The sequence below is a fragment of the Kitasatospora sp. NPDC056181 genome, assembly GCF_042266225.1.
Taxonomy (GTDB): Bacteria; Actinomycetota; Actinomycetes; order Streptomycetales; family Streptomycetaceae; genus Kitasatospora.
In genome coordinates this window covers 31,427-58,321 of sequence record NZ_JBHJUK010000046.1, presented here as the reverse complement: position 1 = coordinate 58,321, position 26,895 = coordinate 31,427, and the positions used below count along the sequence as shown (strand labels likewise).

General features: G+C 73.8%; 24 protein-coding genes, 1 tRNA gene and 1 pseudogene. 18 read left to right on the top strand and 8 right to left on the bottom strand.

Annotated elements, in window-relative coordinates:
• Positions 1–203: 203 nt before the first annotated feature.
• Entirely contained in the window at positions 204–860 is a 657-nt protein-coding gene (locus ACFC1F_RS19255; RefSeq protein WP_376159740.1) for a TetR/AcrR family transcriptional regulator, read from the bottom strand.
• Between the two features lie 121 nt (positions 861–981).
• Here ACFC1F_RS19255 and ACFC1F_RS19250 point away from each other — a divergent pair, with 121 nt between their 5' ends.
• From ACFC1F_RS19250 to ACFC1F_RS19240, 3 genes are all read left to right on the top strand, one after another.
• Positions 982–1,563, top strand: a complete 582-nt coding sequence (locus ACFC1F_RS19250) for an NADPH-dependent FMN reductase (protein WP_376159738.1) — start codon at positions 982–984, stop codon at positions 1,561–1,563.
• Between the two features lie 262 nt (positions 1,564–1,825).
• A complete protein-coding gene (locus ACFC1F_RS19245) occupies positions 1,826–2,746 on the top strand; it encodes a LuxR C-terminal-related transcriptional regulator (RefSeq protein WP_376159736.1) in 921 nt (306 codons plus the stop codon).
• Positions 2,747–2,914: 168 nt separating this feature from the next.
• Positions 2,915–3,595, top strand: a complete 681-nt coding sequence (locus tag ACFC1F_RS19240) for a polysaccharide biosynthesis protein (protein ID WP_376159734.1) — start codon at positions 2,915–2,917, stop codon at positions 3,593–3,595.
• Here ACFC1F_RS19240 and ACFC1F_RS19235 read toward each other — a convergent pair.
• Positions 3,519–4,016: a MarR family winged helix-turn-helix transcriptional regulator gene (locus tag ACFC1F_RS19235; protein WP_209417545.1), complete on the bottom strand. Its 498-nt coding sequence runs from the start codon at positions 4,014–4,016 to the stop codon at positions 3,519–3,521. The genes ACFC1F_RS19240 and ACFC1F_RS19235 overlap by 77 nt on opposite strands.
• 111 nt (positions 4,017–4,127) lie before the next feature.
• Between ACFC1F_RS19235 and ACFC1F_RS19230 the strand changes: the two genes are divergently transcribed.
• Positions 4,128–4,922 (top strand): methyltransferase domain-containing protein, encoded by a 795-nt coding sequence (locus tag ACFC1F_RS19230; protein ID WP_376159732.1) that lies wholly within the window; start codon positions 4,128–4,130, stop codon positions 4,920–4,922.
• A 29-nt stretch (positions 4,923–4,951) separates the two neighbouring features.
• Here the strand turns inward: ACFC1F_RS19230 and ACFC1F_RS19225 are convergent, their stop codons facing one another.
• Together ACFC1F_RS19225 and ACFC1F_RS19220 are read right to left on the bottom strand one after the other, a co-directional pair.
• A complete protein-coding gene (locus ACFC1F_RS19225; protein ID WP_148643184.1) occupies positions 4,952–5,554 on the bottom strand; it encodes a TetR/AcrR family transcriptional regulator in 603 nt (200 codons plus the stop codon).
• A gap of 173 nt (positions 5,555–5,727) precedes the next feature.
• Positions 5,728–6,699 (bottom strand): acyl-CoA desaturase, encoded by a 972-nt coding sequence (locus ACFC1F_RS19220; RefSeq protein ID WP_376159730.1) that lies wholly within the window; start codon positions 6,697–6,699, stop codon positions 5,728–5,730.
• A gap of 177 nt (positions 6,700–6,876) precedes the next feature.
• Between ACFC1F_RS19220 and ACFC1F_RS19215 the strand changes: the two genes are divergently transcribed.
• The 7 genes from ACFC1F_RS19215 (at position 6,877) to ACFC1F_RS19185 (ending at position 12,528) form a co-directional block, all read left to right on the top strand.
• A complete protein-coding gene (locus ACFC1F_RS19215) occupies positions 6,877–7,557 on the top strand; it encodes a hypothetical protein (protein WP_376159728.1) in 681 nt (226 codons plus the stop codon).
• Positions 7,558–7,603: 46 nt separating this feature from the next.
• Positions 7,604–7,674, top strand: a tRNA-Gln gene (locus tag ACFC1F_RS19210).
• 157 nt (positions 7,675–7,831) lie between these two features.
• Positions 7,832–9,289, top strand: coding sequence for a bifunctional UDP-N-acetylglucosamine diphosphorylase/glucosamine-1-phosphate N-acetyltransferase GlmU (gene glmU / locus ACFC1F_RS19205; protein WP_376159726.1), 1,458 nt, complete (start codon positions 7,832–7,834; stop codon positions 9,287–9,289).
• Positions 9,290–9,491: 202 nt separating this feature from the next.
• On the top strand, positions 9,492–10,469 hold the full coding sequence (locus tag ACFC1F_RS19200) for a ribose-phosphate diphosphokinase (RefSeq protein ID WP_376159724.1): 978 nt from the start codon (positions 9,492–9,494) through the stop codon (positions 10,467–10,469).
• A 283-nt stretch (positions 10,470–10,752) separates the two neighbouring features.
• On the top strand, positions 10,753–11,343 hold the full coding sequence (locus tag ACFC1F_RS19195; RefSeq protein WP_209417550.1) for a 50S ribosomal protein L25/general stress protein Ctc: 591 nt from the start codon (positions 10,753–10,755) through the stop codon (positions 11,341–11,343).
• A 135-nt stretch (positions 11,344–11,478) separates the two neighbouring features.
• On the top strand, positions 11,479–12,060 hold the full coding sequence (gene pth, locus ACFC1F_RS19190) for an aminoacyl-tRNA hydrolase (RefSeq protein ID WP_209417551.1): 582 nt from the start codon (positions 11,479–11,481) through the stop codon (positions 12,058–12,060).
• Positions 12,061–12,204: 144 nt separating this feature from the next.
• Positions 12,205–12,528 (top strand): hypothetical protein, encoded by a 324-nt coding sequence (locus tag ACFC1F_RS19185; protein WP_148643178.1) that lies wholly within the window; start codon positions 12,205–12,207, stop codon positions 12,526–12,528.
• Positions 12,529–12,689: 161 nt separating this feature from the next.
• Here the strand turns inward: ACFC1F_RS19185 and ppc are convergent, their stop codons facing one another.
• Positions 12,690–15,503 (bottom strand): phosphoenolpyruvate carboxylase, encoded by a 2,814-nt coding sequence (ppc, locus tag ACFC1F_RS19180; RefSeq protein ID WP_376159721.1) that lies wholly within the window; start codon positions 15,501–15,503, stop codon positions 12,690–12,692.
• A 259-nt stretch (positions 15,504–15,762) separates the two neighbouring features.
• On the opposite strand from ppc, the gene ACFC1F_RS19175 reads away from it, so the two are divergent.
• Positions 15,763–17,031 (top strand): sensor histidine kinase, encoded by a 1,269-nt coding sequence (locus ACFC1F_RS19175; RefSeq protein WP_376159719.1) that lies wholly within the window; start codon positions 15,763–15,765, stop codon positions 17,029–17,031.
• A 74-nt stretch (positions 17,032–17,105) separates the two neighbouring features.
• Here the strand turns inward: ACFC1F_RS19175 and ACFC1F_RS19170 are convergent, their stop codons facing one another.
• Complete coding sequence (locus ACFC1F_RS19170) at positions 17,106–17,597, bottom strand: SUKH-3 domain-containing protein (RefSeq protein ID WP_209417557.1); 492 nt, start codon at positions 17,595–17,597, stop codon at positions 17,106–17,108.
• Positions 17,598–17,698: 101 nt separating this feature from the next.
• Complete coding sequence (locus ACFC1F_RS19165; RefSeq protein ID WP_209417554.1) at positions 17,699–18,154, bottom strand: YwqJ-related putative deaminase; 456 nt, start codon at positions 18,152–18,154, stop codon at positions 17,699–17,701.
• A gap of 326 nt (positions 18,155–18,480) precedes the next feature.
• On the opposite strand from ACFC1F_RS19165, the gene ACFC1F_RS19160 reads away from it, so the two are divergent.
• The 5 genes and pseudogenes from ACFC1F_RS19160 (at position 18,481) to ACFC1F_RS19140 (ending at position 25,269) form a co-directional block, all read left to right on the top strand.
• Positions 18,481–19,245 carry a DegT/DnrJ/EryC1/StrS family aminotransferase gene (locus tag ACFC1F_RS19160; protein WP_376159717.1) on the top strand — a complete coding sequence of 255 codons (765 nt, stop codon included), beginning with the start codon at positions 18,481–18,483 and terminating at the stop codon, positions 19,243–19,245.
• Positions 19,242–19,649, top strand: a pseudogene (locus tag ACFC1F_RS19155) (DegT/DnrJ/EryC1/StrS family aminotransferase); the annotation flags it as partial. The gene ACFC1F_RS19160 and the pseudogene ACFC1F_RS19155, both read left to right, overlap by 4 nt.
• 214 nt (positions 19,650–19,863) lie before the next feature.
• Entirely contained in the window at positions 19,864–20,865 is a 1,002-nt protein-coding gene (locus ACFC1F_RS19150; RefSeq protein WP_376159715.1) for an SMI1/KNR4 family protein, read from the top strand.
• A gap of 87 nt (positions 20,866–20,952) precedes the next feature.
• Positions 20,953–23,628 (top strand): SUKH-4 family immunity protein, encoded by a 2,676-nt coding sequence (locus ACFC1F_RS19145; protein ID WP_376159713.1) that lies wholly within the window; start codon positions 20,953–20,955, stop codon positions 23,626–23,628.
• Between the two features lie 264 nt (positions 23,629–23,892).
• A complete protein-coding gene (locus ACFC1F_RS19140; RefSeq protein WP_376159711.1) occupies positions 23,893–25,269 on the top strand; it encodes a hypothetical protein in 1,377 nt (458 codons plus the stop codon).
• A 99-nt stretch (positions 25,270–25,368) separates the two neighbouring features.
• Here ACFC1F_RS19140 and ACFC1F_RS19135 read toward each other — a convergent pair whose 3' ends face one another.
• Entirely contained in the window at positions 25,369–26,037 is a 669-nt protein-coding gene (locus tag ACFC1F_RS19135; protein WP_376159708.1) for a hypothetical protein, read from the bottom strand.
• Positions 26,038–26,425: 388 nt separating this feature from the next.
• Between ACFC1F_RS19135 and ACFC1F_RS19130 the strand changes: the two genes are divergently transcribed.
• A complete protein-coding gene (locus ACFC1F_RS19130) occupies positions 26,426–26,827 on the top strand; it encodes a beta/gamma crystallin domain-containing protein (protein ID WP_376159706.1) in 402 nt (133 codons plus the stop codon).
• Positions 26,828–26,895 lie beyond the last annotated feature (68 nt).

The following is a 26,895-nucleotide window of genomic DNA, read 5'->3' as shown; positions in this document are numbered from 1 at the left end:
TCCTGGTGGCCTCCGCCGAGCGCGCCCACCAGGCGCTGGGCTGGACCCCGCGCCGCCCGAACCTGGACGACATCGTCGCCGACGCCTGGAAGTTCACCCTGGAGAAGAACGGCCTCTAGGCCCGGACGGCTCCGCGGAGCGCCGCCCCCGCCCGGCAGGGCCGGGGCGGCGCTCCCACGTCCGGGGCGCGCGGCCGCGCGAGGTCACCCGCGGGGCGCCGGGTAGGCGCGCAGGAAGGCCCGGACGCCCGCGACGACGATCTCCTCGGTCTCCGCCCGGGCGAGCGGGTAGGCGCCGAAGTACGAGCGCTGGGCGACCTCGGTCGTGGTCAGCAGCACGAAGTGGGCGGCCGCCCGCCCCGGGTCGGGCGCCTCCAGCCACCCCTGCCCGGCCAGTTCGCCGAACCGCTGCCCGAGCGCGGCGAGCACCCGGCGCGGCCCGGCCTCCTGCCAGGCGTCCAGGGCGGACTTGGGCAGGTGCCGGGCCTCGGCGTTGATCTGGCGGACCAGTCCGAAGTGGTCCGCGAACTCGGCCAGCGGGGTCAGCCAGGCCAGGGCGAAGGCGGTGAGGTCCGCCTCCAGGTCGGTGACCTTCCCGAGCCGGCGGTCGATGATGTCCAGCTGGGCTTCGCCGACCTGCGCCGAGCTCTCCCGGACGACGGTCCGGAAGAGCAGCTCCTTGCCCGCGAAGTGGTTGTAGATGGTCCGGGTGGACACCCCGGCCTCCGCCGCGATGGCGTCGATGCTGGCACGGGTGTACCCGTCCCGCCCGAAGACCGTGCGGGCGGCCCGCATGATGGCCTGGCGCTTCTCGGCGAGGCCCCGCCGGGGGCGGTCCGGGGTTTCCTGCGGGCTGGTCATGGGGCCTCCCTCGAAAGCGGGGTACAGCGACCGTTGTACTAGTTGCCATACACGTTGTACTTTACCTGACGTGCCGTCCGATCCGGCGGTGACGAACAGCAGCGCATCCCTGGAGGCACGCATGTCCGAGACCCCGTTCCGCCTGGCCGTCATCATCGCCAGCACCCGGCAGGGCCGCTTCGCGCCCACCGTCGCCAACTGGTTCGTCCGCACCGCGGAGCAGCGCACGGGCCTCGACATCGACGTCATCGACCTGGCCGAGCACCCGCTGGCCCACGTGGGCGAGGAGCCCACCGCCGAGCAGGCCGAGCGGCACGCCGCGCTCTCGCCCCGGCTGGCCGCCGCCGACGCCTTCGTGGTGATCACCCCCGAGTACAACCACAGCTTCCCGGCCGCCCTCAAGAACGCCATAGACCTGCACGGCGCCGAGTGGCGGGCCAAGCCCGTCGGCTTCGTCTCCTACGGCGGTCTCGGCGGCGGCCTGCGCGCCGTGGAGCAGCTCCGGCTGGTCTTCGCCGAACTGCACGCCACCACCGTCCGCGACACCGTCAGCTTCCACAGCGTCTGGAGCCTCTTCGGCGAGGACGGCGAGCCGGTCGACGCGACCATCCAGAACGGCGCCGCCAAGGGCATGCTCGACCAGCTCACCTGGTGGGCGCACGCGCTGCGGGACGCCCGCACCGCCCGCCCGTACGGTGTCTGAACCACACCCGGGCGCCGCGCCGGCGGACCCCGCCGTCACGGGCGGCAACTAACGCCAACTACGCACCTCCTGACGAAACTTCACCAAACCCCCATCGGGCCGACCCCCACCCCCGTACGCTGATTTCGGTACCGGTGGGGGTCGGCGCCTTTGGTCCTCCCGGCAATCCGGGGGGTGGGCGGCGGACGAGTGCCCAGGCCAGGGCGGCGGAACCGGGCACTCCGCCCGGGGCCCGGCCCGGTCTGAGCAGGGGGGAGTGACGATGGGGCGGATCCGCGTCCTGGTGGTCGACGACCACCGGATCTTCGCCGAGGCACTGGCCGCGGCGCTCGCCGCCGAGTCCGACGTGGAGGTCGGCGCCGCCGGCAGCGCCGCCGCAGCCGAGCGCGCGCTGGAACGCGCCGCCGTCGAGGGCCGCGCCTTCGACGTCATCCTGATCGACGCCGACCTCGGCGCCGAGTCCGCCGCCGGGGCCCGCAGAACGGCACGGCCCGCCGCGGACCCGCTGGACGCCGCCCGCCGCCGCCCCCCGGCCATCGTGCCCGCACCCCGCCGCCCGGCCCCCGCCCCCGCAGGGGCCCCGCCCGCAGCCGTGCACCCGGCCGCGCCGCCGCACCCGGCGACCCCGCAGTACGGCGCCGCCCCGGCCCCCGACGGCATCACCCTCCTCGCCCGCATCCGCCGCAACCACCCCGGGCTGCGGGCGGTCGTCCTGGCCACCGCCGACGACCCGCACCGCGCCGCCCGCGCGCTGCACGCCGGCGCCACCGGCTGGGTGGCCAAGGAGAGTTCGCTGGCCCGCCTGCTGTCCGTGATCCGCGGGGTCCTGCGCGACGAGACACACCTGCCGCCCGCACTGCTCACCGGCGTCATCCGGGAACTCACCACCGCCCGGCGGGACCGCACCGAGAGCGAACGCCTCGTCGACACGCTCACCCCCCGGGAGAAGCAGATCCTGCGCTGCATGGTCGCCGGCCTCGGCCGGCAGGCCGTCGCCGAACGGCTCTACCTCTCCCCGCACACCGTGCGCACCCACATGCAGAACGTCCTCGGCAAACTCGGGGTGCACTCCACCCTGGCCGCCGTCGCGGTCGCGCGCCGGGCCGGCATCAGCCCGTCCGAACCGGCCGCGCCCACAGCCGCGCCGTCCGCCACCACCACCACAGCTCCCGGCGCCGGCTGATCCGCCCGTAACACCCAGGTGCCGGCTCAGGCCGGTCAGGTCAGGGAAATCCTGAGGACAGATGTCGCCGCACAGCACTTCCGCACGCCCGCGCACAGCCCAGAACGGCCCGGGAACGGGCCGGGGCGCACCGCCGACGGGCCTGCGCACCTGGTCGTCGGCGCCGGCGTGGCCGGCACCGCCCTGGGCCGCGACCTCGGCCGGACACCCGACTTCGGCCTCGCACCGGTCGGCCTGCTCGACGACGACCCGGCCAAGGCCGGCCGGCCCGTCGACGCCGTCCCCGTCCTCGGCACCCTCGCCGAACTCACCGAACTCGCCGTCCGCCACCGAGCCCAGGTGGTCGCACTGGCCATCCCCGGCCTCGCCCCGCAGCGCGTCCGCGGCCTGGCCACCGCCGCCGCCGCCGTCCGCTACCTGCCGTCGTTCCTGGCCGCGCTGCGCCGCGAGGTGGTCGGCTCGGACATGCGCAGCCTCGACGTCAACCGGCTGATCGGCCGGCACGAGGTCCACGTGGTCTCGGCCGACGTTCGGGACGTGATCGAGGGCCGGCGCGTCCTGGTGGCCGGCGCCGGCGGCTCGATCGGCAGCGAACTCTGCCGCCAGGTCCACGCGTTCAACCCCGGCGCGCTCTACATGCTGGACCACGACGAGTGGACGGCGGAGTCCGAGCCCGCCCCGGTGCCCGCGCTCAGCGCCCCCTACCCGGACGGCTTCCAGCGCGCGGCCGCCGCAGGGCCACAGGGCTCCGTGCCCGGCCCCGGGGCGTGGTTCAGCCCGGGATGTTGTCGAAGGGGGCGACCAGCTGCCGCAGCAGCCCGGCGAGCTCACCCTGCTGCGCGCCGGTGAGCTGGGCGAGCAGCTCGCGCTCGTGCGCGAGCAGTCCGGCGAGTGCCTGGTCGGCGCGGTCGCGGCCGTCCTCGGTGAGCCGGACCAGTACGCCGCGCCGGTCGTCCGGATCGGGCAGGCGCTTCACCAGGCCCTTGCCGGTGAGCCGGTCGATCCGGTTGGTCATGGTGCCGGAGGTGACCAGCGTCTGGGTCAGCAGCTGGCCGGGGGAGAGCTGGTACGGGGAGCCGGCCCGTCGCAGAGCCGTCAGCACGTCGAACTCCCAGGGCTCCAGACCGTGCTCGGCGAAGGCCGTCCGGCGGGCGCGGTCGAGGTGCCGGGCGAGCCGGCTGACCCGGCTGAGCACCTCAAGCGGTTCCACGTCGAGGTCGGGGCGCTCTCGGCGCCATGCTGCGACCAGGCGGTCGACCTCGTCCTCCATGACGATCAGTGTATCGGGGGATGTGTCGATGTGAAGTCTCTTGACGTCGAGAAATGTAACGTGGAAGCTGCGTCTGGATATCTTGATGTCGAGATACTTGTGAGGCCCACCATGACCACCCCCGTCTGGGACCCGGAACAGTACCTGCGCTTCGCCGACGAACGGACCCGCCCGCTCCGCGACCTGCTCGCCCGCGTCCCCGCCGTCCCGCACGAACCCGCCGCCACCGTCCTCGACGTCGGCTGCGGCCCCGGCAACTCCACCGCCGTCCTGCGCGAGCGCTGGCCCGGCGCCCGGATCACCGGCATCGACAACTCCGCCGAGATGCTCGCCACCGCCCGCACCACCGGCGAGCCCACCGCCGGCTACCTGCTCGCCGACGCGGGCACGTACGACCCGGCCGACGCCAAGCCCGACCTCATCGTCTCGAACGCCACTCTGCAGTGGATCGACGGCCACATCGGACTGCTGCCGCGCTGGGCCGCCGCACTGGAACCCGGCGGCGTGATCGCCTTCCAGGTACCCGGCAACTTCGGCTCGCCCAGCCACACCGCGCTCGCCGAACTGCGCCGCAGCCCCCGCTGGCGCAGGGCCATCGGCGAGGACGCCGCCCGGGCCGGCGTCCACGAGCCCGGCGAGTACCTCCAGGCCCTCGCCGACGCCGGCTGCACCGCCGACGTCTGGGAGACCACCTACAGCACCCTGCTCACCGGACCCGACCCCGTCCTGGAATGGGTCAAGGGAACCGCACTGCGGCCCGTCCTCACCCGGCTCACCGAACCCGCCGACCGCGACGCCTTCCTCGCCGAGTACGGCGCCCTGCTCCGCGAGGCCTACCCGGCCGGACCGCACGGCACCGTCTTCCCGTTCCGCCGGATCTTCGCCGTCGCGGTCAGGAAGGGGTAGGCCGGGCAGGGGAGCCCCCGGCCGGGGCCCTACGCCTTCCGCTCGCCGACCAGCTTCGGGTGCCGCTCCATCCCCTCCAGGCCGTGCCAGGCCAGATTGACCAGATGGGCGGCCACCTCGGCCTTCTGCGGCTTGCGCACCTCCAGCCACCACTGGCCGGTGAGCGCCACCATCCCGACCAGCATCTGCGAGTACATCGGGGCCAGCCGCGCGTCGAAGCCCCGCGCTTTGAACTCCAGGCCCAGGATGTCCTCGACCTGCGTCGCGATGTCGCTGATCAGCGAGGCGAAGGTGCCCGTCGACTGGGCGACCGGCGAATCCCGGACCAGGATCTTGAAACCGTCCGTCGACGTGTCGATGTAGTCCATCAACGCGAACGCCGCCTGCTCCAGCAGCTCCCGCGAGTGCCCGCCGGTCAGCGCCCCCGTCACCATGTCCAGCAGCAGCTGCATCTCGCGGTCCACCACCACCGCGTACAGCCCCTCCTTGCCCCCGAAGTGCTCGTACACCACCGGCTTGGAGACGCCCGCCCGCTCGGCGATCTCCTCCACCGACGTGCCGTCGTAGCCGCGCTCGGCGAACACCGACCGGCCGATCTCCAGCAGCTGCTCCCGCCGCTGCTTCCCGGTCATCCGCACCCGGCCGCCCCGCCGGCGACCCGCCGGCGCAGCCCCGTCCACCGGGGCAGCGGCACGCGGACGGGCCTGCGCCGCACCGGACGCGGCCTCCGTCCGCGTGCTCTCGTGGCCGCCTGTGCTGTCTGCGCTGCTCCCGTTCACCCCTACATCATGCTGCAGGCGCGCCCTCATGCGGCGCGGCGGGCGGCGATCCGCTGTGCGTCCGGCCAGCGGACGTCCCGGGCCCAGCCGGCCAGCTCGAACCAGCGGATCAGCCGGGCCGAGGAGTCCACCTGCCCGCGCAGCACGCCGTGCCGGGCCGAGGTCGGGTCCGCGTGGTGCAGGTTGTGCCAGGACTCGCCGCAGGAGAGCACCGCCAGCCACCACACGTTGCCGGAGCGGTCCCGGGAGCGGAACGGGTGCGCGCCCACCGCGTGGCAGATCGAGTTGATCGACCAGGTGACGTGGTGCAGCAGCGCCACCCGGACCAGCGAGCCCCAGAAGAACGCGGAGAGCGCGCCCTGCCAGGAGAGCGTGACCAGCCCGCCGACCAGCGGCGGCACCAGCATCGAGAGTGTCGTCCAGAGCCAGAACAGCCGGGAGACCGCCCTTATGGCCGGGTCGCGCACCAGGTCTGGCGCGTACTTCAGCTGGGGGGTCTGCTCCTCGTCGAAGAGCCAGCCCATGTGCGCCCACCAGAGGCCCTTGAGCAGGGCCGGGACCGTCTCGCCGTAGCGCCAGGGCGAGTGCGGGTCGCCGTCCTTGTCGCTGTACCGGTGGTGCTTGCGGTGGTCGGCCACCCAGCGCACCAGCGGGCCCTCGATCGCCAGCGACCCGGCGATCGCGAGGGCGACCCGCAGGGTCCGGTTGGCCTTGAAGGCGCCATGGGTGAAGTAGCGGTGGTAGCCGACGGTGATCCCGTGGCAGGTGAGGAAGTACATGGCGCCGGCGATCGCGACGTCCGTCCAGCCCAGCCCCCACCCCCAGGCCACCGGTACGGCGGCCAGCAGCGCGACGAACGGTACGGCGATGAACAACCCGAGCGCGACCCGCTCGGCGAGCCCCTGCTTCTCCCCGCCACGTGTGGCGGACAGTCGCGTGGGGGCGGGATCGATGGAGTGCGCGGTATCGGCGCGCGCCTCGCCGGCCTGGATGGTCATGGGCGTCCCTTGGGGGGAGGGGGCGGAGGCTACGTTGGCGTAACCTACGGCATCGTAGGTTGTGCCCGACATGGAAGGGAATACGCCGTCGCTGGGCGCTTGAGTGAATTCACCCGACTGGATGGATGAAGTCTGGATTCGTCCCGTGTCGGGATGTGTCGCTCGCAGAATCACGGCATGCGAGCCAAGACCGAACAGCGCGAAGCCGCCCGCCGCCTCCGGGCCGCAGGGCGGACGTACGACGAGATCCAGGCCGAGCTGGGAGTGTCGAAGAGCTCGATATCCCTGTGGGTGAGGGATCTCCCGAGGCCGCGGCCGAGCCGGGAACGGACGCGGAGGGCCGCTGAGACCCGCTGGGGGCCGGTCCGCAGGCAGCGGGAAGAGGAGCGCCTGAGGACGAAGGCGGCAGCGCGGGCAGAGGTCGGGCCGATGAGCGACCGGGAGCTGTTCCTGGTCGGGGTGGCGCTGTACTGGGCGGAGGGGGCGAAGGACAAGGAGTACGCCCGGCGCGAGCGTGTGCGGTTCATCAACAGTGATCCCCAGGTGATCCAGGTCTATTTGGCCTGGCTGAGGCTCCTCGACATCCCGCCCGAGCGCTGGCGGCTTCGGGTGGCGATCCATGAGACCGCCGACCTCCAGGCGGCGGAGCGCCACTGGGCTGATATCGCCGGGGTGCCGGTGGAGCTGTTCCAACGAGCGACCCTCAAGCGCCACAATCCGAAGACCACGAGGATGAACCGGGGTGTCGGCTATCACGGCTGCTTGTCAGTCAACGTCCTCGACAGCGCTGACCTCTACCGGCGGATCGAAGGGTGGTGGTCGGGAATGAAGGTAGATGTGGCGCCTTTCACCCCGTAGTCTTGGGCGAGCGCTCCTCGGCGGTAGCCGGAGTGCAGTGGTACCGTCCCGGATCGTCTAAGGGCAGGACAGCTGGTTTTGGTCCAGCTTATGGGGGTTCGAATCCTCCTCCGGGAGCACTGTGAGTAGCCTCCGGCCTGGTGCCCGGCGGATCGGGGGCCTGGCGTTTCGCCCGTTTGCCCCGCACTATCCTCGAAGCGCCAGGGCGTAGACGTGCGGATCCGCTCTCTGGCTGCACTGCCCTCTCTGTGAACCGACTGAGGAGCCTCCACCAGTGAGTGCCAATTCGCCTGCCGCCGTTGTCGTGCTTGCCGCCGGTGGCGGGACCAGGATGAAGTCGAACAGCCTGCCCAAGGTGCTGCACGAGGTGTGCGGACGGTCGCTGGTGGGCCACGCGGTGGCGGCGGCCGAGGAGTTGACGCCGCAGCAGCTGGTCGTGGTGATCGGGCACATGCGCGAGAAGGTGCAGGAGCACTTGGCGGCGCACCACCCGGCGGCGCGCGCCGTGGTGCAGGAGGAGCAGAAGGGCACCGGGCACGCCGTGCGGACGGCGCTGGAGGCGCTGGCGGCGGACGGTGTGGAGCTGGACGGCACGGTGATCGTCACCACCGGGGACGCGCCGCTGCTGACCGGGTCGACGCTGGCGGCGCTCGCCGGGGCCCACGCCGACCAGGGCAACGGTGTCACCGTGCTGACGGCCGTGGTGCCGGACCCGTTCGGTTACGGGCGGATCCTGCGGGACGGTGCGGACGGCGCGGTCGCGGCGATCGTCGAGGAGAAGGACGCCTCGGACGCCCAGCGGGCGATCGCCGAGATCAACTCCGGGGTCTTCGCCTTCGACGCCAAGCTGCTGGCCGAGGCGCTGTCCCGGGTGACCACCGACAACGTGCAGGGCGAGGAGTACCTCACCGACACCCTGGAGATCCTGCGGACGGCCGGCCACCGGGTCGGCGCGGTGGTGGCCGTGGACTACCGGGACATCCTGGGCATCAACGACCGGGTGCAGCTGGCGCAGGCCCGGCGGCTGCTGAACGACCGCCTGCTGGAGCGGGCGATGCGCGCGGGCGTCACCGTGGTGGACCCGGCGACCACCTGGATCGACGTCCAGGTGTCGTACGAGCCCGACGCGGTGGTGCTGCCGGGCACCCAGCTGCAGGGCCTCACCCACCTCGGCGAGGGCTGCGAGGTCGGCCCGAACTCGACGCTGAAGGACACCCGGATCGGTGCCGGCGCCCGTGTGAGCAACACCACGGCGGACCGCGCCGAGGTGGGCGACTTCGCGAGCGCGGGCCCGTACGCGTACCTGCGGCCGGGGGCGAAGCTGGCCCGCAAGGCGAAGGTCGGCACGTACGTCGAGGTGAAGAACTCGGAGCTGGGCGAGGGCGCCAAGGTGCCGCACCTCTCCTACATCGGGGACGCCACCATCGGTGAGGGCACCAACATCGGTGCCGCGTCCGTCACGGTGAACTACGACGGGGTGAACAAGCACCGCACGGTGATCGGGGCGCACTGCCGTACCGGGTCCGACAACATGTTCATCGCCCCGGTCACCGTCGGTGACGGCGCTTACACCGCGGCCGGCTCGGTGATCTCCACCGACGTGCCGCCCGGCGCGCTGGGCGTGGCCCGGGCGCAGCAGCGCAACATCGAGGGCTGGGTGGAGCGCAAGCGCTCCGGGACCGCATCGGCGCAGGCTGCGGCCGCGGCGTCGGAAGGGGCTATGGAGGCCTGACGGGGCCGGGCGGGAGTCCGAGGGACGGTACCGGGGCGGACGGTTTCTGCGCGGGCGCGTAACCTTGGGGACATACGTGCGCCATTGGGCTTACCGCCCGTGTCCAGGCGTACCGACATTCCCCCGACCCCTATCGCCAGCGGGCTCGTGCCTGCCTGCGGTGCGGACGGGTTCAGCGTCAGCAACGCGAGGAGACGGTGCAGTGAGCGGGATCACGACGTCGGGTGAGAAGAAACTGAAGCTCTTCTCCGGCCGTGCCCATCCTGAGCTGGCGAGGGAGGTGGCTGCGTCGCTGGGGACCGAGCTGGTCCCGACCAAGGCCCTGGACTTCGCCAACGGTGAGATCTACGTCCGCTTCCTGGAGTCGGCGCGCGGCGCGGACTGCTTCGTGATGCAGAGCCACACGGCTCCCATCAACCAGTGGATCATGGAGCAGCTGATCATGATCGATGCTCTGAAGCGGGCTTCCGCCCGGAGCATCACCGCGATCCTGCCGTTCTACGGTTATGCGCGGCAGGACAAGAAGCACCTGGGCCGGGAGCCGATCTCCGCCCGTCTGATCGCGGACCTGCTGCGTCAGGCGGGCGCCGACCGCCTGATGGCGGTGGACCTGCACACCGCGCAGATCCAGGGCTTCTTCGACGGTCCGGTCGACCACCTGTTCGCGCTGCCGTTGCTGGCGGACTACCTGGGCGAGAAGGTCGACCGTGACCGGCTGACCATCGTCTCCCCGGACGCCGGCCGGGTGAAGGTCGCCGACCAGTGGTCGGACCGCCTGGGTGCGCCGCTGGCGATCATCCACAAGCGCCGCGACATGACGCAGGCCAACACCATCCTCTCCGCCGAGGTGGTCGGTGACGTCAGGGACCGGGTCTGCGTGCTGGTCGACGACATGATCGACACCGCGGGCACCATCTGCGCCGCGGCCGACGCGCTGTTCGAGAACGGTGCGGCGGACGTGATCGTGGCCGCGACCCACGGTGTGCTGTCGGGTCCGGCAGCCGACCGTCTGAAGAACTCCCGGGTCAGCGAGTTCGTGTTCACCAACACGCTGCCGACCCCGGCCGAGCTCCAGCTCGACAAGATCACGACGCTGTCGATCGCCCCGTCGATCGCGGCCGCGATCCGCGAGGTGTTCGAGGACGGTTCGGTCACCAGCCTCTTCGAGGGCGTGCACTGACGAAGTCCCGCGCAGGCGGCCCCGGTCCGGAGCGGGCCGGGGCCGCCGCCGATTTCGCGGGAGGCCGCCGGTGCGGTTAGACTCGTGAAACTGCTCGGCGAGGGATGCCGTGTGCCTGCTCGACGGGTGCCCGCTCCGTGATCGACGCGCTGCCGTTGCCGGAACCCCGGCTGTCGGCAGAGGTCGTACGCCGCCGAGTGACCCCCGAACGTACTGAGGGTGTGGTCCCGGCGGTTTTTCGCGTTGCCTGCACCCCCGTGCCATCTTCACGAGGAGTGCAGTCGTGTCCGAGATCCGCCTTGCCGCTGAGAGCCGTACCGAGTTCGGCAAGGGTGCCGCCCGTCGCGCCCGCCGTGCCGGCTTCGTCCCCGGTGTCGTCTACGGCCACGGCCACGCCCCGGTTCACCTGAACCTGCCCGGCCACGACCTGATGATGGCCCTCAAGACCCCGAACGCCCTGCTGGTCGTCCCGATCGAGGGCAAGGACGAGTACGTCCTGCCGAAGGCCGTCCAGCGTGAGGCCATCAAGCGCACCATCGAGCACGTCGACCTGCTCCTCGTGAAGCGCGGCGAGAAGGTCACCGTCGAGATCCCGGTGCACACCGAGGGCGAGCTGGCCCCCGGCGGCAACCTGCTGGAGCACGTGCTCAACGCCCTGCCGATCGAGGCCGAGGCCACCCACCTGCCCGAGTCCGTGACCGTCTCGGTCGAGGGCCTGGAGGCCGGTGCCTCGATCACCGCCGGTGACATCGAGCTGCCCAAGGGCACCTCGCTGGCCGTCGACGCCGACGCCGTCGTGCTGCAGGTCATCGGTGCCCAGGCCGCCCCGGCCGAGGAGGAGGCCGCCGAGGCCGAGGCCGGCGCCGAGGCCTGAGCCCCGCGTACAGCCTGACCGCTGCCCCGGCCGCTCCCGTACTGGGAGCGGCCGGGGCAGCGGCATGTCCGGGATGATGACGACGAGGGTCGAGTACCAGGAGCGCGGGATGAGTGAGCGGAGCGAGGCGGGAGCATGAGCGAGGACGTGTACGAGGGCCCCTGGCTGGTGGTGGGCCTGGGCAACCCGGGTGAGCAGTACGCCCGGAACCGGCACAACATCGGGTTCATGGTGGTGGACCTGCTGGCCCAGCGGATGGGGGTGAAGTTCAAGGCGCACAAGAGCCGGGCCCAGACCGCCGAGGGCCGGCTGGCGGGGCGCAGGGTGGTGCTGGCCAAGCCGATGTCGTTCATGAACCTCTCCGGCGGCCCGGTGACGGCGCTGCGGGACTTCTACAAGGTGCCGGCCTCGGCGGTGGTGGCGGTCCACGACGAGCTGGACATCGACTACGCGGCGCTGCGGCTGAAGCTGGGCGGCGGGGACAACGGCCACAACGGGCTGAAGTCGATCACCAAGTCGCTGGGCCCGGACTACCACCGGGTGCGCTGCGGGATCGGCCGCCCGCCGGGCCGGATGGAGGTCGCGGACTTCGTCCTGAAGGACTTCTCCGGCGCCGAGCGCAAGGAGCTGGACTGGTTCGTGGACCGGTCGGCGGACGCGGTCGAGGCGTTGCTGACGGAGGGCCTGGAGCGGGCGCAGGGGACGTACAACTCCTGAGTCGGTGACTGACCGTCAGGTGCCGGGCGGGTGTACGCAACAGTCGTACAACGCTTGGCCGTCCAAACCTGAATAGGTGTGAGAACCGTGTGCGGGATCCGATAGCGTCGGGCGAGTACGCGAACGGGTTCTGGGGAGTTCTCGATGCGGAGTTTTCGGCCGGTCCGGCGCCTTCGTCGGGTCCGGGTGGTCCGGCTGCGGCAGCTCGGACGGCGGGTGGGTACGGCCGGTGCGCTGGGAGCGGCCGGGGTGCTGCTCACCGGTGGCGTGGCGCACGCCGACGCGGTGGCGGAGCCCGATCCGGGTGTGGTGTCCTCGGATCCGGCGTCGGCGCAGTTCGGCCCGGTGCTGGGCGGCTCGGTCGGCGGTGACGCGGGCCTGCTGGCCGTCGGCGGCGGTCTGGTCGTGGCGGCGGGCGGTGCGGCCCTGTGGGTGAAGCGCCGGCGCGCGGGCGACCTGGGGGAGTGACGAGGCCGCAGGGGCCGGGTCCGGGGTACCGGGCGCCGGCCCCTGCGGCGTTCTCCGGTGCCGGTCCTCCGCCCGGGAACGGGGGTCCCGCGCCCGGGAACGGGGAAGGGCCCCGCGGTGCGGGGCCCTTCCTGTGCGGTGGTCCTGTGCGGCGGCCGGGGTCAGCCGGTGTTGCGCAGGCCGGCCGCGATGCCGTTGACGGTCAGCAGCAGCGCGCGGGCGCGCAGCGGGTCCTCGTGGCGGCCGGCGGCGGCCTCCTCGCGCTGGCGGCGCAGGAGTGCCACCTGGAGGTAGGAGATCGGGTCGAGATAGGCGTCGCGGACGGTGAAGGTCTGCTTGAGCACCGGGTTGTGCTCCAGCAGCTCGCTCTCGCCGGTGAGCCGGAGCACCTCGCGCAGGGTGCGGTCGTGCTCGGCGGTGATCTGGTCGAAGACGTGGCGCAGTTCGGCCGGCACCAGCTGCTCGACGTAGTGGCGGGCGATCCGCAGGTCGGTCTTGGCCAGCGTCATGGCGACGTTGGACAGGAAGTTCTGGAAGAAGTGCCAGGAGCCGTGCATCTCGTCGAGCACGTCGCCGAGGCCGGCCTCGCGGGCGGCGGCGAGGCCGGAGCCGACGCCGTACCAGCCGGGGACGATCTGGCGGGACTGGGTCCAGCCGAAGACCCACGGGATGGCCCGCAGGCCGTCCAGGCCGGCGCCGGAGTCGGGGCGGCGGGACGGGCGGGAGCCCAGGTGCAGCGAGGCGAGCTGGTCGACCGGGGTGGCGGCGAAGAAGTACTTCGGCAGGTCCTCCTGCTCGACGAGGGCCCGGTAGGCGGTGTGGGCGGCCTCGGAGACCTGGTCCATGGCGGCGTCCCAGCGGGCCAGCTCCTCGGGGGCCTGGCGCGGGGCGGTGTGCAGCGCGGAGGCGGAGAGGGTGGCCGAGAGGGTCAGTTCGAGGTTCTCCCGGGCCAGCGAGGGCAGCAGGTACTTGTCGGAGATGACCTCGCCCTGCTCGGTGACCTTGATCTCGCCCTCCAGGGTGCCCCAGGGCTGGGCCAGGATGGCCTCGTGGGAGGGGCCGCCGCCGCGGCCGACGGTGCCGCCGCGGCCGTGGAAGAGGCGCAGCCGGATGCCGTAGCGGTGGGCGACGTCGCGCAGTCGGCGCTGGGCGCGGTGGATCTCCCACTGGGAGGTGGTGATGCCGCCGAACTTGGAGGAGTCGGAGTAGCCGAGCATGACCTCCTGGACGTCCCCGCGCAGCGACACGAGCAGCCGGTAGGAGGGGTCGGAGAGCATCTCGTCCAGGATCCGGTCGGCCTCCTGGAGCTCGTCGGTGGTCTCCAGCAGCGGCACGATGCCGATCTTGGCGATCCCGGCGTGCAGGTCGATCAGGCCGGCCTCGCGGGCGAGGACGGTGGCGGCGAAGACGTCGTCGGCGCCCTGGCACATCGAGATGATGTAGCTCTCGACGATCTCGTCGCCGAAGCGCTCGAAGCCCTCGCGGATGGTGTTGAAGACGCCGAGGGTCTTGGTGCCGGCGGCGTCCAGCGGGGCCGGGGTGGGGGCGAGCGGCCGGCGTGAGCGGAGTTCCTTGGCGAGCAGCTTCTGCCGGTACTCGCGGGGCATGTCGGCGTAGCGCCAGGCCTCCTCGCCGAGCCGGTCGAAGAGCTGGCCGAGCGCGTGGTGGTGGGCCTCGGCGTGCTCGCGGACGTCCATGGTGGCGAGCTGGAGGCCGAACGCCTCGATGGTGCGGATGGCGCGGGCGAGCCGGCCGTCGGCGATCAGGCCGCCGCGGTGGGCGCGCAGGGAGTCCTGGATGAGGCGCAGGTCGGCGATCAGCTCGCGGGTGCCGAGGTAGTCGCGGCCGGCGGTGTGCGGGGTGCCGTGGGCGAGCCGCTCGCGGGTGTTCTCCAGCTTGAGGCGGACGCAGGTGGCCTTGAGGCGGTAGGGCTCCTCGGCGTTCATCCGCTTGTAGCGCGGGCTGAGTTCGGGGAGCAGGTGCAGGTCGGTGTTGAGCGAGGCGAGCAGCTCGACCGAGGCGCCGGCCAGCCGCTCGGAGGTGGAGAGGGAGCTGCGCAGGTCGTCGACGGCGGCGAGGGCGTCCTTGATGCCGTACTCGTGCTGGAGGTTGAGGACGTCCCAGGTGACCTGCGGGGTGACGTTCGGGTTGCCGTCGCGGTCGCCGCCGATCCAGGTGCCGAAGGTGAGCGGGCGGACGCCGTCGGGCAGGGTGAGGCCGACGCGGGCGAGCTCCTCGTGGAGCTCCTCCAGGGCCTCGGGGACGGCCTCGCGGTACAGCTCGTCCAGGTAGTAGACGGCGTTGCGGGCCTCGTCGGTGGGCTCCGGGCGGGCGATCCGCAGTTCGTCGGTCTGCCAGAGCAGGTCGATGACCTCGGCGAGGCGGCGGTCGGCCTGGCGCTTGGCGGAGGTGGTCCGGGCGGGGTCGGCCGCGGCGAGGCCGGAGGCGAGCTGCTCGCGGTGGATCCGGTCGAGGAGCTCGCCGATGCGGCGGAGCTTGTTGAGGACGCTGCGGCGGGCGGCCTCGGTGGGGTGGGCCGTGAAGACCGGGCGGACGGCCAGGTGGGCGAGGGTGTCCGCGAGGTGCTTGGGGTCCGCGTCGGCCAGCTGGTCGGCGGTCTGCGCGAGCAGGGAGCCCTCGCGGGCCCGGCGGGTGGCGAACTCGCGTCCGCGGTGCACCTGTTCGGTGACGTTGGCGAGGTGGAAGTAGGTCGAGAAGGCGCGGACGAGCTTGGCGGCGGTCTCCAGGTCGATGTCGGAGAGCAGCTCGGCGGTGGCCTCGCCGTCGGTGCGGCTGAGCAGGCGGACCTGTTCGACCAGGCCGAGCAGCTGGGGGCCCTCCTGGCGGACGAGCGTCTCGCCGAGGAGGTCGCCGAGGCGGCGGATGTCCGCGCGCAGGGCTGTGTTGTCAGCCTCGGCGCCGGATGCGCTGACACGGCTGGGGTTGTCCGCCGGGTTGGGGACCGGAGCGGTCACGGCTGGCTCCCTGTGGTGGTGGGGTTCGGCAACGGCTCATCGCCACAGTTCCGCGCGCGTGTGGCGCGTGTGACGCGTGCGGACCGCGCTGTCCGACGCGACCAGCATAGGTGTCGGGAGGGGTGGTGTCCGCGAGGTGGCCGGATGGCGGACAAGATCACGTTCTCGATAAGTGGTCTGGACCACTTGGCCACCCGAAAGGGTGTCGGGACGACACCGGGTGGGGAGGGGGTGAGGTTGACGCTTAGGCTGTGGGGCTATGAGCAAGTCGCCTGGGGAGCGCGCGCAGGACCGGTCGTTCTGGTGGTGGGAGCGGCGCCGCAGCGCTCTCCTGGACATCGGGCTGGCCGCACTGGCGGCCCTGGAGTGCGCGGCCAGCGCGGTCGCCTTCCTGGCACCCCGGGTTCACATGGGGACGTTCGCGATCGTCGGCGTCGCGCTGTTCGGTGCGATGGCCGGGGCCAGCCTGGTGCTGAGGCGGCGTTGGCCGGCGGTCCCGGTGCTGGTGGCCCTGCTGGCGATGCCCGGGATGCTCGGCGTGGTGCTGCTGGTGGTGTCGCTGTACACGCTGGCGGAGACCTGGGAGTGGCCCTCCCGGCGGCGGCGGGTGGTGGCGCTGTCGGCGCTGGCCTTCGCGGAGGCGGTCGCCGTGATGCTGGTGTCGATGCTGACGCCCTCCGACACGTCGGTCGAGCAGCCGCCGCTCTGGGGCCAGGTGCTGCTGGCGGTGCTGGTGGCCGTCGGCCTGACCGTGCCGCCGGTGGTGACCGGCCTCTACATGGGCGCGCGGCGACGGCTGATCGAGTCGCTCAAGGACCGCGCGCACGGCCTGGAGACCGAGCTGGACCTGCTGGCCGAGCAGGCCCGCGAGCGCGCCCGCCGGGCCCGCCTGGAGGAGCGGACCCGGATCGCCCGGGAGATGCACGACGTGGTGGCGCACCGGGTGTCGCTGATGGTGGTGCACGCCGGGGCGCTGGAGCGGATCGTGGCCAAGGACCCGCAGAAGGCCGCGCAGAGCGCCAAGCTGATGGGTGAGGTCGGCCGGCAGGCGCTGAACGAGCTGCGCGAGATCCTCGGGGTGCTGCGGATGTCGGACGAGACCGCGCCGGAGCCGGACTCGCTGACCGCGCTGCCCCGGCTGGTCGACCAGTCCCGGGCGGCGGGGATGGCCGTCACCCTCACCGTCAGCGGCAGCCGCCAGGAGTTCACCACCGAGGCCGAGCAGACCGCGTACCGGGTGGTGCAGGAGGGCCTGACCAACGCGCACAAGCACGCCGGCGGCGCGGAGGTGTCCGTGCTGCTGGCGTACGCGCCGAACGGCGTGCGGGTGAGCGTGGTGAACGCCTGCCCGGACGGCGAGCGCGGCGCGGCGGCGCTGCCCAGCGGCGGCAACGGGCTGGTCGGGATGCGCGAGCGGGTGGTCGCGCTGGGCGGCACCTTCTCGGCCGGGTCCGAGCGCGACGGCGGGTTCCGGGTGGAGGCCGTGCTGCCCTCCCGGCTGGCGGTCCGGACCGACCGGCTGGCCTGAACCGCCCGTCCGGGACCGTGGCCGGCCTGGACCGCAGGCCGCCCGGGGCCCGGGCGGCCCGGGGTGTGCGGCGGCTACGTCTCGTCGGCGGTGCGCAGCCGTTCGGGGGCGGTGCCGAGGACCAGCGCGGTGATCGCCTGGTCGATGCCGTGGCCGAGGAACCACTCGCCGGTGTGGTCGAGGCTGAAGACCCGGCCCTCCTCGTCGACGGCGAGCAGCGCCTGCCCGTACGCCTCCTCGCCGAGCGGGGCCAGCCGGGTGTCCAGGGCGCGGCCGAGGTCGGCCAGGGTGCGCGGCTGGTGGAGCCCGCGGAGCGGGTCGACCAGGAACGGCGTGCGGGCCTGCTGCCGCCCCGGGCCGGCGAGGTCGAAGGCGAGGCCGCCGAACTCGGCCCAGGCCTCCACCGCCGCCGGGAACACCGTGTGCTGGACGCCGGCCGGGCTGCCGTACCCCACCAGGGTGTCGGCCCACTCCTCGGCCTGCCGGATCTCCCAGCGGCCGGGGTGCCAGCCGGCCGCCTTCAGCTCGGCGGCGACGTCGGCGGGGAAGCGCGGGCGGGTCCGCAGGGCGGGCCCGCCGAGCGTGGTCGGCGGGGGCTGGGGCGGGCTGGGCGGGTTCAGGACGGGCTCCGGTGGGTCGGGGGCAGGGGGCGTGCGGGGGTGCCGGGTCAGCGCGGGCCGACGGCCACGCTCTGCACGGTGAAGTGCTCCAGCAGCGGCGCGCAGGAGCGGCAGGGCGGCGCGTGGGTGCCGTGGGCCGGGTCGTGCTCCTCGCGGATCCGGACGGTGGTCAGCCGGGAGCCCTTGAGCGCCTTGCGGGCGTCCTGGACGCTCATCGGCTTGCGGGAGGCGCGCTTGGAGCGCCGGGCGTCGACCGTGGCCAGGTACTGGGAGAGCAGGACGGCCTCCGGGCAGCGGCCGGTGAACCGCTCGCGGTGCTCCAGCGGCAGCGCGTCCAGGAAGTCGGCGACCAGCGGGTGCAGCAGCGGACGCCGGGCGGGCTTGTCACCGGCCAGCGTGTGCACCTCCCCGCCCTTCAGCGACAGGGCGGCGGCGACGGCGGGCAGCAGGCTGTCGCGGTGGTGGCGCAACAGGGGCGGCCCGGCCGGTTCCCCGGTGGTCATGCGTCGTCCTCCTCCTCTTCCTCTTCCCGTTCCTCTTCCCGCCGACGGCACGGCCGGCAGGGTTGGCCCGGGGCAAGACTGTCAAATGTCACCGACATCCGCACAACCGGGGTACGAGGGTGGACGATCGGTCCCGGCGGCAGGCCGGACGCGCACGGGACGCTGGCCGGATCCGCACGCCGTCGTCACGACCCGTCCTCCGGTTTCCCCGATCCGCCCCCGGTCGTGAGTGGTGGCCGGTAGCGTTCCAGCAGTGGGCCGAGGGGTGGCCGGCCGGATGGGGGGTTTCCGGCGTGGCATGACAACTCCTGTGCCTGCTCTGGCCGTTGAGGCTGCCGGGGCAAGGGGGCTCCGGGGTCGGGCAAGGGGGGTCTTGCGATGACGGGGACGGAAACCGCCAACGAGGCTCCCGGCAAGCACCCGCCTGTGGCGCCGGCACGGTGTACCGGGGTCGGCCGGCCGGCAGCACCGCCGGGATCGCCGTCTACTCCTTCCACCCGCGCAAGCTGCTCACCACCGGCGAGGGCGGCATGGTCACCTGCCAGGACGGCGTACTCGCCGCCCGGCTGCGGCGGCTGCGCGAGCACGGGACGAGCGTCTCGGCGGCCGACCGGCACGCCGCGGCCGGCGGCGCGAGCCTGCTGGAGACCTACGACGAGATCGGCTTCAACCACCGGATGACCGACATCCAGGCCGCCATCGGCCTGGTGCAGCTGCGCAAGCTGCCCGCCATGGTCGCCCGGCGGCGCGAACTCGCCGAACGGTACCGGGGGCTGCTCGCCGGCACCGGCGTCCGGCTGGTCGCCGACCCGGCCCACGGCACCACCAACTACCAGTCCTGCTGGGTGCTGCCGCCCGACGGAGCCCCCGACCGGGCCGAGCTGCTCGCCCGGCTCGCCGCGGCCGGCGTCTCCGCCCGGCGCGGCATCATGGCCGCCCGCCTGGAGGCCCCGTACAAGAGGACGGCGCGGATGCCGCTGCCCGCCACCGAACTGCTCACCCGGCGCTCGCTGATCCTGCCGCTCTACCACGCGCTCACCGAGGAGCAGCAGGACCGGGTGGCCGCCGCCCTGCGCGCCGCGCTCGGCTGACCCGCCCGCGCCCGGCCGGGCCGCGCGCCCACCGGACCGACCCGGGACGGCCGTACGTCCGACCCGTCCGCCGAGACGCCCCAGGGGGAGACCAGGAAGACCACCGATCAGCCGCCCGTCCCGCTCGTCGACCTGAAGGCCGCCCACGCCGAGGTGGAGGCCGAGGTCCGGGCCGGGTTCGACCGGGTGCTGCCCACCGGCGGCTACATCCGCGGCCCCGAGGCGGACGGCTTCGAGCAGGAGTACGCGCGGGCGTCCACTACCCCGTGCCGGTCCACCTCCAGCCCGCGTTCCGTCACCTCGGCCACGGCGAGGGGACGTTCCCGGTCACCGAGCAGGCCGCCCGGGAGCTGCTCACCCTGCCGCTCTACCCGCAGATCACCGAGGGCCAGCAGGAGCGCGTCGCCGAGGCCCTCGCCGAGGCCCTCGCCAAGGCGCTCGTCCAGGGCCCGTCCGCGGACCCCCGCCGGCCGGGCGGTGCCGGGAGTTCGAGGACGGACCCCCGGGCCCGATCCGGCCCCGTCCCCCGGGCGGGGGTCCGTGGCCAGGGCCGACCCCCTACGCTGGTAGCCAGCAAGCGCACCGGAGTATTTTGCAGCAGCCAGTGGGGGCTCCCAGATGACGACAGGTCGGCCCGGCGTCGCCGCCGCACCGAACGCGGCGTACGCAGGTCAGGTGGTGCAGTTCCCGGACCCGGTCCGCGCGGAGCGGCACCCGGCCGGGGTCCGGGTGGACGAGTACGGCTTCCCGGACTTCGGCCCCTACGCCGCCGCGGCGGCCGAGGTCGCGGACCCGCCGGAGGGCTTCGGCGTCGACGAGCTGCGCCTGACCGACTACGTCTCGGCCAACGCCGCGCAGTTCACCCAGGGCCACCCGCTCTGGGCCGACCTGGAGACCGCCGTCGCCACGCCGCCCGGCTGGACCTGGCACCACGCGGTCGGCCGGGCCGCGCCCGGCTGGCGCCGGATGGAGCTGGTCCCGGTCGAGGTCAAGGCGCTGCTGCGGCACCACGGCGGCCTGGCCACCTCCAGCGCCGACCACGGCCGCCGCGGCACCCGCCCGCTGCAGGAACGCCGCCCCGTGCACTTCTCGCTCGCCAAGGACGGCGGCGACCCGATCGGCGTCACCGAGGACCTCGTGCAGCGCGCCGAGGAGCGCCTCGGCTACCGGCTGCCCGGCGCCTACCGGACGTTCCTCAAGCTCGGCGGCGGCCGCGCCCCCGTCGGCGTGGCGCTCGACCCCGAGCTCGGGCTGCTGCTCGACCAGCCGTTCCTGACCCTCAGCGAGGAGTACGGCACCGAGGACGTCGTCTACGCCAACAAGTGCCTGCGCGACCACCTCACCAAGGACTTCCTGGGCATCGCCTACGCCCAGGGCGGCATCGTGGCGCTCAAGGTGCGCGGCGAACGGACCGGCTCGGTCTGGTTCTGCCTCTACGACGACGCCCGTGACGGCGGCGGGCCCGAGGCGCCCGAGGACCGCGTCGCCCGGCTGCTGCTGCCGTGCGGGGAGGACTTCGACGCCTTCCTGCTCCGGCTGGCCGGCAGCCCGCCGGAGTTGGAGACGGTGGCGGAACTGATGGTGGACGGCGGGTTCGCCCGCGTCGTTCCGGTGGGCTGACGTGGCCCCGACGGCGGTGGTCAAGGGTGCCCGAGAAGCCGGGACGAAGCAGCAGGCGGGGATGAAGGGGACAGGAGTGAACCGGGCGTGGTGACGTATGCGCAGGCGCAGGAGCTCGCCGACGAGTGGATCAACGGCGGGGTGCCGCGTTCACAGCAGCGCGAGGTGCGGGTCCGGGAGTTCGACCTGGGCTTCGTCTGCTGGGCGGTCCAGCCCGGCGACGGCGCCCAGACCCAGGGCGAGGCGGGTGCCGACGGCGTCGGCGGTCCGGCCGCTTCCGGGGGGTCGGCCGCTTCCGGGGGTTCGGCCGGTGAGGTGCGGCTGGTGATCGCCCGGGACTCCGGCGCCAGCACGCTCTGGCCCGCGCTGCCCGTCAACGAGGTGGTCCGCCAGTACGAGGAGGTCTACGGCCGACCGGTGGCGGCCAACCCGGCCGGGGCGGCGAGGCCCGCGCCCGGGCCGGTCGAGGCGACGTCCTTCCTGCTCAGCCCGCCGCAGTGGCTCCAGGAGGCCGGCGCCGCGGCGATCGCGGCCGAGGCCGAGCGGCTGGGGACGCCGGAGCCTGCTCCCGCCCCCGCGCCGGCCGCGCCCGCCCCCGCCGTTCCCGCCACGGCCGCGGCCTCCGAGCCCGTGCCGGCGCCCGCCGTGCTGACCACGCCGCCGGTCTCCGAGCGCCCGGCCGGGGACGCGCCGACCATGCTCGCGCCGCCGCCCGGCCACGACGAGCCGGCCTTCCCGGTCCCGTCGCCCGCGCCCGTCGCGCCGGCCGGCCCGGCCGCTCCGCCGGCGCCGCCGGCCGGCTCCCCGGGGGTCGAGGCGGCGACCGTGCTGCTGCCCGACGGGCTGCGCACCAACGGGGCCGGCCTGCCCGGCGAGCCCCGGCCCGGCGCCGAGGCGGCCACCGAACTGCTGCCCGTGAGCGGCTACGACAGGCCCCCGGCCCCGGCCGAGGGGCCTGCCGCCGAGCCCGCGCGCACCCTGCTGGCGCCGCCGGAGGGCCTGCCGGGTCTGGCCGGCCTGCCGGGTGCTCCGGGTGGCCCGGGTACGCCGGGTGCGCCGGGTGCGCCGGGTGTTCCTGCTGGGCCGGGTGCGCCTGGTGCTGCTGGTCCGGGTGCGCCCGTGGAGTACGCGGCGACCATGCTGGCTTCGCCGGACGGTCTGCCGGGTCTGGCCGGTCTGCCGGGTGCTCCGGGTGGCCCGGGTACGCCGGGTGCGCCGGGTGTGCCGGGTGGCCCGGGTGTTCCGGGTGTTCCTGCCGGGCCGGGTGCGCCTGGTGCTGCTGGTCCGGGTGCGCCCGTGGAGTACGCGGCGACCATGCTGGCCTCGCCGGACGGTCTGCCGGGTCTGGCCGGCCTGCCGGGCGCTCCCGGCCCCGGCTCGCCCGCCGCCCCGCCCGCCGGTGACGCGTCGCAGGGCGCCCTCGGCCGCAGCGCGGGCGGTGCCCCGCCGCCCCCGCCCCCGGCGGGACTGCGCGGCACGGACGCGCCGGCCGGGCCGCCCGCCGCGCCCGCCCCGCCCGCCGGTGCCACGCCCGGTGCAGGGGTGGCGTACGAGCGCACCCAGCTGGCCGGCGCGATCGACCCGGCGCTGCTCGGCGCGCCCGTCGACCCCGGGACCCCGCCGTCCGGCGGCCCGGCCGTACCGCCGCCGCCCGGTGGCCCCGGCCCCGGCGCGCCCGTGGCCGGCTACGGCTACCCGGGAGCGGCCTCGCCCGTCGCCCCGGCCCCGGCGGCCGCCGTCCCCCCGGCGCCCGTCCCCGGCCCGCCGCAGGGTGCCCCGGTGCCGCCGGGCGTGCCCGCCGTCGGCCCGGGCTACTTCGCCGCGCTCAGCTACCGGGGCCCGGACGGCTCGGAGCAGAAGCTGCTGCACCGCAGCGAGCCCGGCACCCCGCACCCGGAGTGGAAGATCCTCCAGGACCTGCGCCGGCTGAACGTCCCGCCGGAGCAGGTGCTGGAGCTCTACACCGAGCTGGAGTCCTGCGACCTCCCGGGCGGCTACTGCAACCGGATGATCGCGGCGTCCTGGCCGAACGTCAGGCTCACCCACACCGCCGACTACGGCCGTGACCACCACTCCCGGCAGGCCGGGATGGCCCAGCTGCTCGACCACCTGGACGAGCTGCACCAGCTGGCCTCCGGCGCCCAGCGGGTCCGCCCGTTCCGGGTGCCGCTGCCCGCCCCGGGGACGGTCCCGCCGCTGCCGCCGATCGCACCGCAGCAGCTCGCCCAGGAGCTCGGCCAGGCCTTCGCCCAGAACGTGTTCCACTTCGAGCAGCGCGCCGTCTCGCGCCAGGGCGTCCCCGAGCCGGTGGCGCAGACCCTGATGTGGGCCGGCCTGCCGCGCGAGTTCGGCCCGTTCTTCTGGGCCCAGGCCCAGGAGGGCCGGCCGATCCCGACGCTCGCCGAGCTGGCCGCCGAGCGCGGCCTGGCGGGCGGCCCGGACTTCGGCGGCTACCTGGTGCTCGGCAACGACTACGGCCGCCAGCTCTGTGTGCAGTACGGCACGGCGCACGTGGTCGCGGTGGACATGGACGGAACCGGGGAGCCGCCCCGGTTCGTCAACAGCGGTGTACCGGAGTTCGTCCGCGCCCTGGCCCTGCTGGGCAGGATGTGGCGGCTGCGGTACGGGCTGACGCCGGACCAGGCCGGTCGCTGGACGACCGACTTCCAGGCCCAGCTCGCCGCGATCGACCCGGCGGCCCTGCAGTCGGCGGACACGTGGTGGGCCGTCCTGCTGGAGCAGTTCTGGGACGGCCTGTTGTAGCAGGTCGTCGCGGATCCGCGCAGGTGGAGGGGTCGTTCCGGTGTCCGGAACGACCCCTTCGGCGTGCCGCCGCGGCTCTGCCTCGTTGGGGTTTCGCCCTGATCTGCGCAAAATAGGTCAAGAGGATCGGTCTACTCGTCCGGTCCTCGACACGTTCCGATCAGTACCCCGTCGATTTGGAGACCGGGTCCTCGATCCGGTTCCCGATCCGTCCGATCCGTCCGATCATGGGCTCCGCAGCCCGCGACCCGAGGGGAAGAGCCCATGAGCGACGCCGTCCCCCAGTACGGCTTCACCGCTGCCCGGCGTGGTTACGCGCCCGAGCAGGTCGACCGAGCGCTGGCCGCGCTCACCGTCCAGCGCGACGAGGCGTGGGAACGGCTGAGCGTGCTCGGCGCCGGAATCCGGGAGATGGAGCGCCGCCTGGCCGACATCCAACAGGCCGCGGCCGACGCCCCGGAACCCGACTACCTGGTCCTCAGCGAGCAGGCCGCCGGCCTCGCCCGGATGGCCGAGAACGAGTCCCGCGCCGTCCGGGAGGCCGCCGAGCGGTTCGCCGAGGACCTGCGCGACGAGGTCTACGAGGCCGGCCAGGCCCTCGGTCAGGCCGCCAAGGAGTACGCCGTCACCACCCGCGCCGAGGCCGACCTGGCCGCCCGGCGCACCGACGAGCGGACCAGGGCCGAGGCCGAGACGATCCGGGCCGACACCGACCGGGACAACCGGACCCTGCGCGACTCCGCCACCGCCCACGCCGCCAAGGTGCGGGTCGCCGCCGCCGAGGCGTCCGAGCAGGCCGAGGCCGAGCTGGCCACGCTGCGCCGCAAGGCCGACGAGACCTTCGCCGCGGCCGAGGCCAGGGCCGACGCCGAGGACGCCGAGGTCTCCGCGACCGCCGAGCGCCGGCTCAAGGAGGCCGAGCAGCACCGGGAGACCGTGCTCGGGCAGATCAAGCAGTCGGACGCCGAGGCGCAGGCCCGGGCGGACGAGCTGATCGAGCAGGCCCGCCGCGAGGCCGAGCGGATCAACGCGGCCAGCGAGAACGAGCAGCGCGAGTTCTCGGTCCGGTACGAGACGGTGCAGCAGCACCTGGACCACATCAAGGGCACCCTCGCCTCGCTCACCGGCGCGGCGGTGGGTGCGGTCGAGCCCGCCGAGGAGGCCCCGGAGCCGCAGGCCGTCCCGCCGCAGGCCGCGGCGGGTGCTGCGCCGGCGTCGGAGGCTGCCGGGTCGGGGGCCGCCGGGGCGGGGGTCGTCGGGTCGCAGGTGGCTGCGCCGGAGGTGGACTCGGAGGCGGACACCGGCGAGATCGCGGTCGCCGACCTGCGCAAGGACGTCGCCGCGGGTGCCGGCCGGTCGGCCGCTCCGGCGGAGGCGGCCACGACGGTGCTGCCGGTCACCCCGGGCAGGGTCACGCCCGGGCCGGTGGCTCCCGCCGCTGCGCCGGCCGCTCCGGCCGGGATGCCGCCGCGGCCGTCCTCGCCGCCGAGCGGGGCGTCCGCGACCGGTGCTGCTCCCTCCGCTGCCGTGGTGGCGCCGGGGCGCCAGGAGGAGGAGACCCGGATCATCCCGAAGATCGTGATCGTGGACGACGGCGCCGACTACGCCACCCCGAACACCGTCGGCTACAACCGGCGCTGACTGCTGACGCCTGACGGCTGACGGCCGACGCCTGATGCCCGATGGCTGAGGCCCGACGCCTCGCCGTCGGCCGGCCGGCGTCGGCCCGACCGGTGGCGGTTACGAGCCGTCGCCCGCCAGCAGCCGCGCGAGTTTCGCGTCCTGGGCCCTGACCGCCTCCTTCTGGGCGGTCAGGGCCTGCGCGTTGCGGTCGATCAGCTGCTGCTGGTAGCCGGTCAGGACGGCGAACCAGATCCCGGCCAGGTTGCTCCGGCCGGTGCAGTCCGCGTCGGCGCGGGCCGTCGCGAGTTCGGCCGGGGTGACGTCCGGGGCGGCCCGGAAGCGCTCCGGCAGCGCCGCCGGGGCGTCGGCCGTGAAGCCCGCGGCGGTCATGCAGGCGGACCACTCCCCGGTCGCGGCGGTCACCCGGGTGTCGCGGCCGGTCGCCGCGACCGACTCGTCGAAGAGCCGGCCGACCAGCTCGGTGCCCGGGCCGGACGGCGAGCCGATCCGCTCCGCCGCCTGCCGGTCGCAGTCCACCCGGGCGCTGTCGTAGGCCTCCCCGGAACCGGCCGCCGGCCCGGTCGGCCGGGGGAGGGTCCGCTTCGGCGGGTGGAAGCCCTGGACACCCGCGACCGCCGTCCCGAGGTACCCCCAGGCGCCGGCCGGCAGGGCCGTCGCGTTGTCGGGGGCCTGTGCGGCCTGCAGACCGTCGCCGCCGAAGCCGGTGTACCCGGCCTTGCGCATGCAGGAGACGATCAGCGCATTTCTCGCCTGAATCTCTTTCACGGCCACCTGGTCATCGGCCTGATAAGCGGAGAGCGGAAGTCCGGTCATTCCGGCGCGCCCGGATTCGGGGGCTTTCGGTGTGCCGATCGGCGGCGGGGTGGGCGGGGATTGCGCCGGGTCGTTTCCGGATGAGCTGGTGCAACCCGCAGAAAAGGCCGATAAAGAGGCCGCCAGGGTGATGGCGGCGAATCGCCCGAAATGTGGTGGACGTGCCAAACTCCTGCTCCGATCCTCAGGCGTGGCAAGGTGGTTCGGACCCTAGCGCATTCCGGTTCGGCTCGTTTTCGGCGGGCACTCGCAAGGTCCGGCTTGGCCTGAAATCAACTGTTCGCCGGCGGGGCCCCGTGTAAATCTCTGGAGTCGCAACCGCTGCCGACGGAGGGGTTTCATGATTCGCCGCACAAATCCCGCAAATCCTCGCGGAGTACGTCGCCCGGAAAATGGCACGGCCCGCCGGGCCGGTGCTCTCGCCGTCCTCACCGCAGCCGCGGCCGCACTGCTGCCGGTCACCGGCGCGAACGCGGTGAACCGGGTCGATTGCGGGAACCGCACCGATTTCGCGAAGGTGTACAACTACGGCTACAGCGGACAGCTCTGCTTCGCGAACGACGGCTGGATGGCGGTCCGCGTCTACAACGTCGACCGGATCGACGCCGGCAACAACCGGGTCATCACCTATCTCGGGGGCGGCCTGGGCTCCTGGACCGTCTTCAACTGGGAGCAGTACGACTTCAACGGCCACCAGGGGTATGAGGTGATGATGTACGACATCAACCTCTCCCGCTGGTAGCCGGAGCAGGGTCCCCCCATGCGGTGCCGGGCTGGTGCGGACGCCCGGCCGCCGCGTTCCCGCAGGCC

Bases quoted from the DNA above. Each gene is read 5' to 3' on its own strand.
- ACFC1F_RS19255 (WP_376159740.1), bottom strand. From the start codon at position 860: ATGACCAGCCCGCAGGAAACCCCGGACCGCCCCCGGCGGGGCCTCGCC.
- ACFC1F_RS19250 (WP_376159738.1), top strand. From the start codon at position 982: ATGTCCGAGACCCCGTTCCGCCTGGCCGTCATCATCGCCAGCACCCGG.
- ACFC1F_RS19245 (WP_376159736.1), top strand. From the start codon at position 1,826: ATGGGGCGGATCCGCGTCCTGGTGGTCGACGACCACCGGATCTTCGCC.
- ACFC1F_RS19235 (WP_209417545.1), bottom strand. From the start codon at position 4,016: ATGGAGGACGAGGTCGACCGCCTGGTCGCAGCATGGCGCCGAGAGCGC.
- ACFC1F_RS19230 (WP_376159732.1), top strand. From the start codon at position 4,128: ATGACCACCCCCGTCTGGGACCCGGAACAGTACCTGCGCTTCGCCGAC.
- ACFC1F_RS19225 (WP_148643184.1), bottom strand. From the start codon at position 5,554: ATGACCGGGAAGCAGCGGCGGGAGCAGCTGCTGGAGATCGGCCGGTCG.
- ACFC1F_RS19220 (WP_376159730.1), bottom strand. From the start codon at position 6,699: ATGACCATCCAGGCCGGCGAGGCGCGCGCCGATACCGCGCACTCCATC.
- ACFC1F_RS19215 (WP_376159728.1), top strand. From the start codon at position 6,877: ATGCGAGCCAAGACCGAACAGCGCGAAGCCGCCCGCCGCCTCCGGGCC.
- pth (WP_209417551.1), top strand. From the start codon at position 11,479: ATGAGCGAGGACGTGTACGAGGGCCCCTGGCTGGTGGTGGGCCTGGGC.
- ACFC1F_RS19185 (WP_148643178.1), top strand. From the start codon at position 12,205: ATGCGGAGTTTTCGGCCGGTCCGGCGCCTTCGTCGGGTCCGGGTGGTC.
- ACFC1F_RS19175 (WP_376159719.1), top strand. From the start codon at position 15,763: ATGAGCAAGTCGCCTGGGGAGCGCGCGCAGGACCGGTCGTTCTGGTGG.
- ACFC1F_RS19165 (WP_209417554.1), bottom strand. From the start codon at position 18,154: ATGACCACCGGGGAACCGGCCGGGCCGCCCCTGTTGCGCCACCACCGC.
- ACFC1F_RS19150 (WP_376159715.1), top strand. From the start codon at position 19,864: ATGACGACAGGTCGGCCCGGCGTCGCCGCCGCACCGAACGCGGCGTAC.
- ACFC1F_RS19140 (WP_376159711.1), top strand. From the start codon at position 23,893: ATGAGCGACGCCGTCCCCCAGTACGGCTTCACCGCTGCCCGGCGTGGT.
- ACFC1F_RS19130 (WP_376159706.1), top strand. From the start codon at position 26,426: ATGATTCGCCGCACAAATCCCGCAAATCCTCGCGGAGTACGTCGCCCG.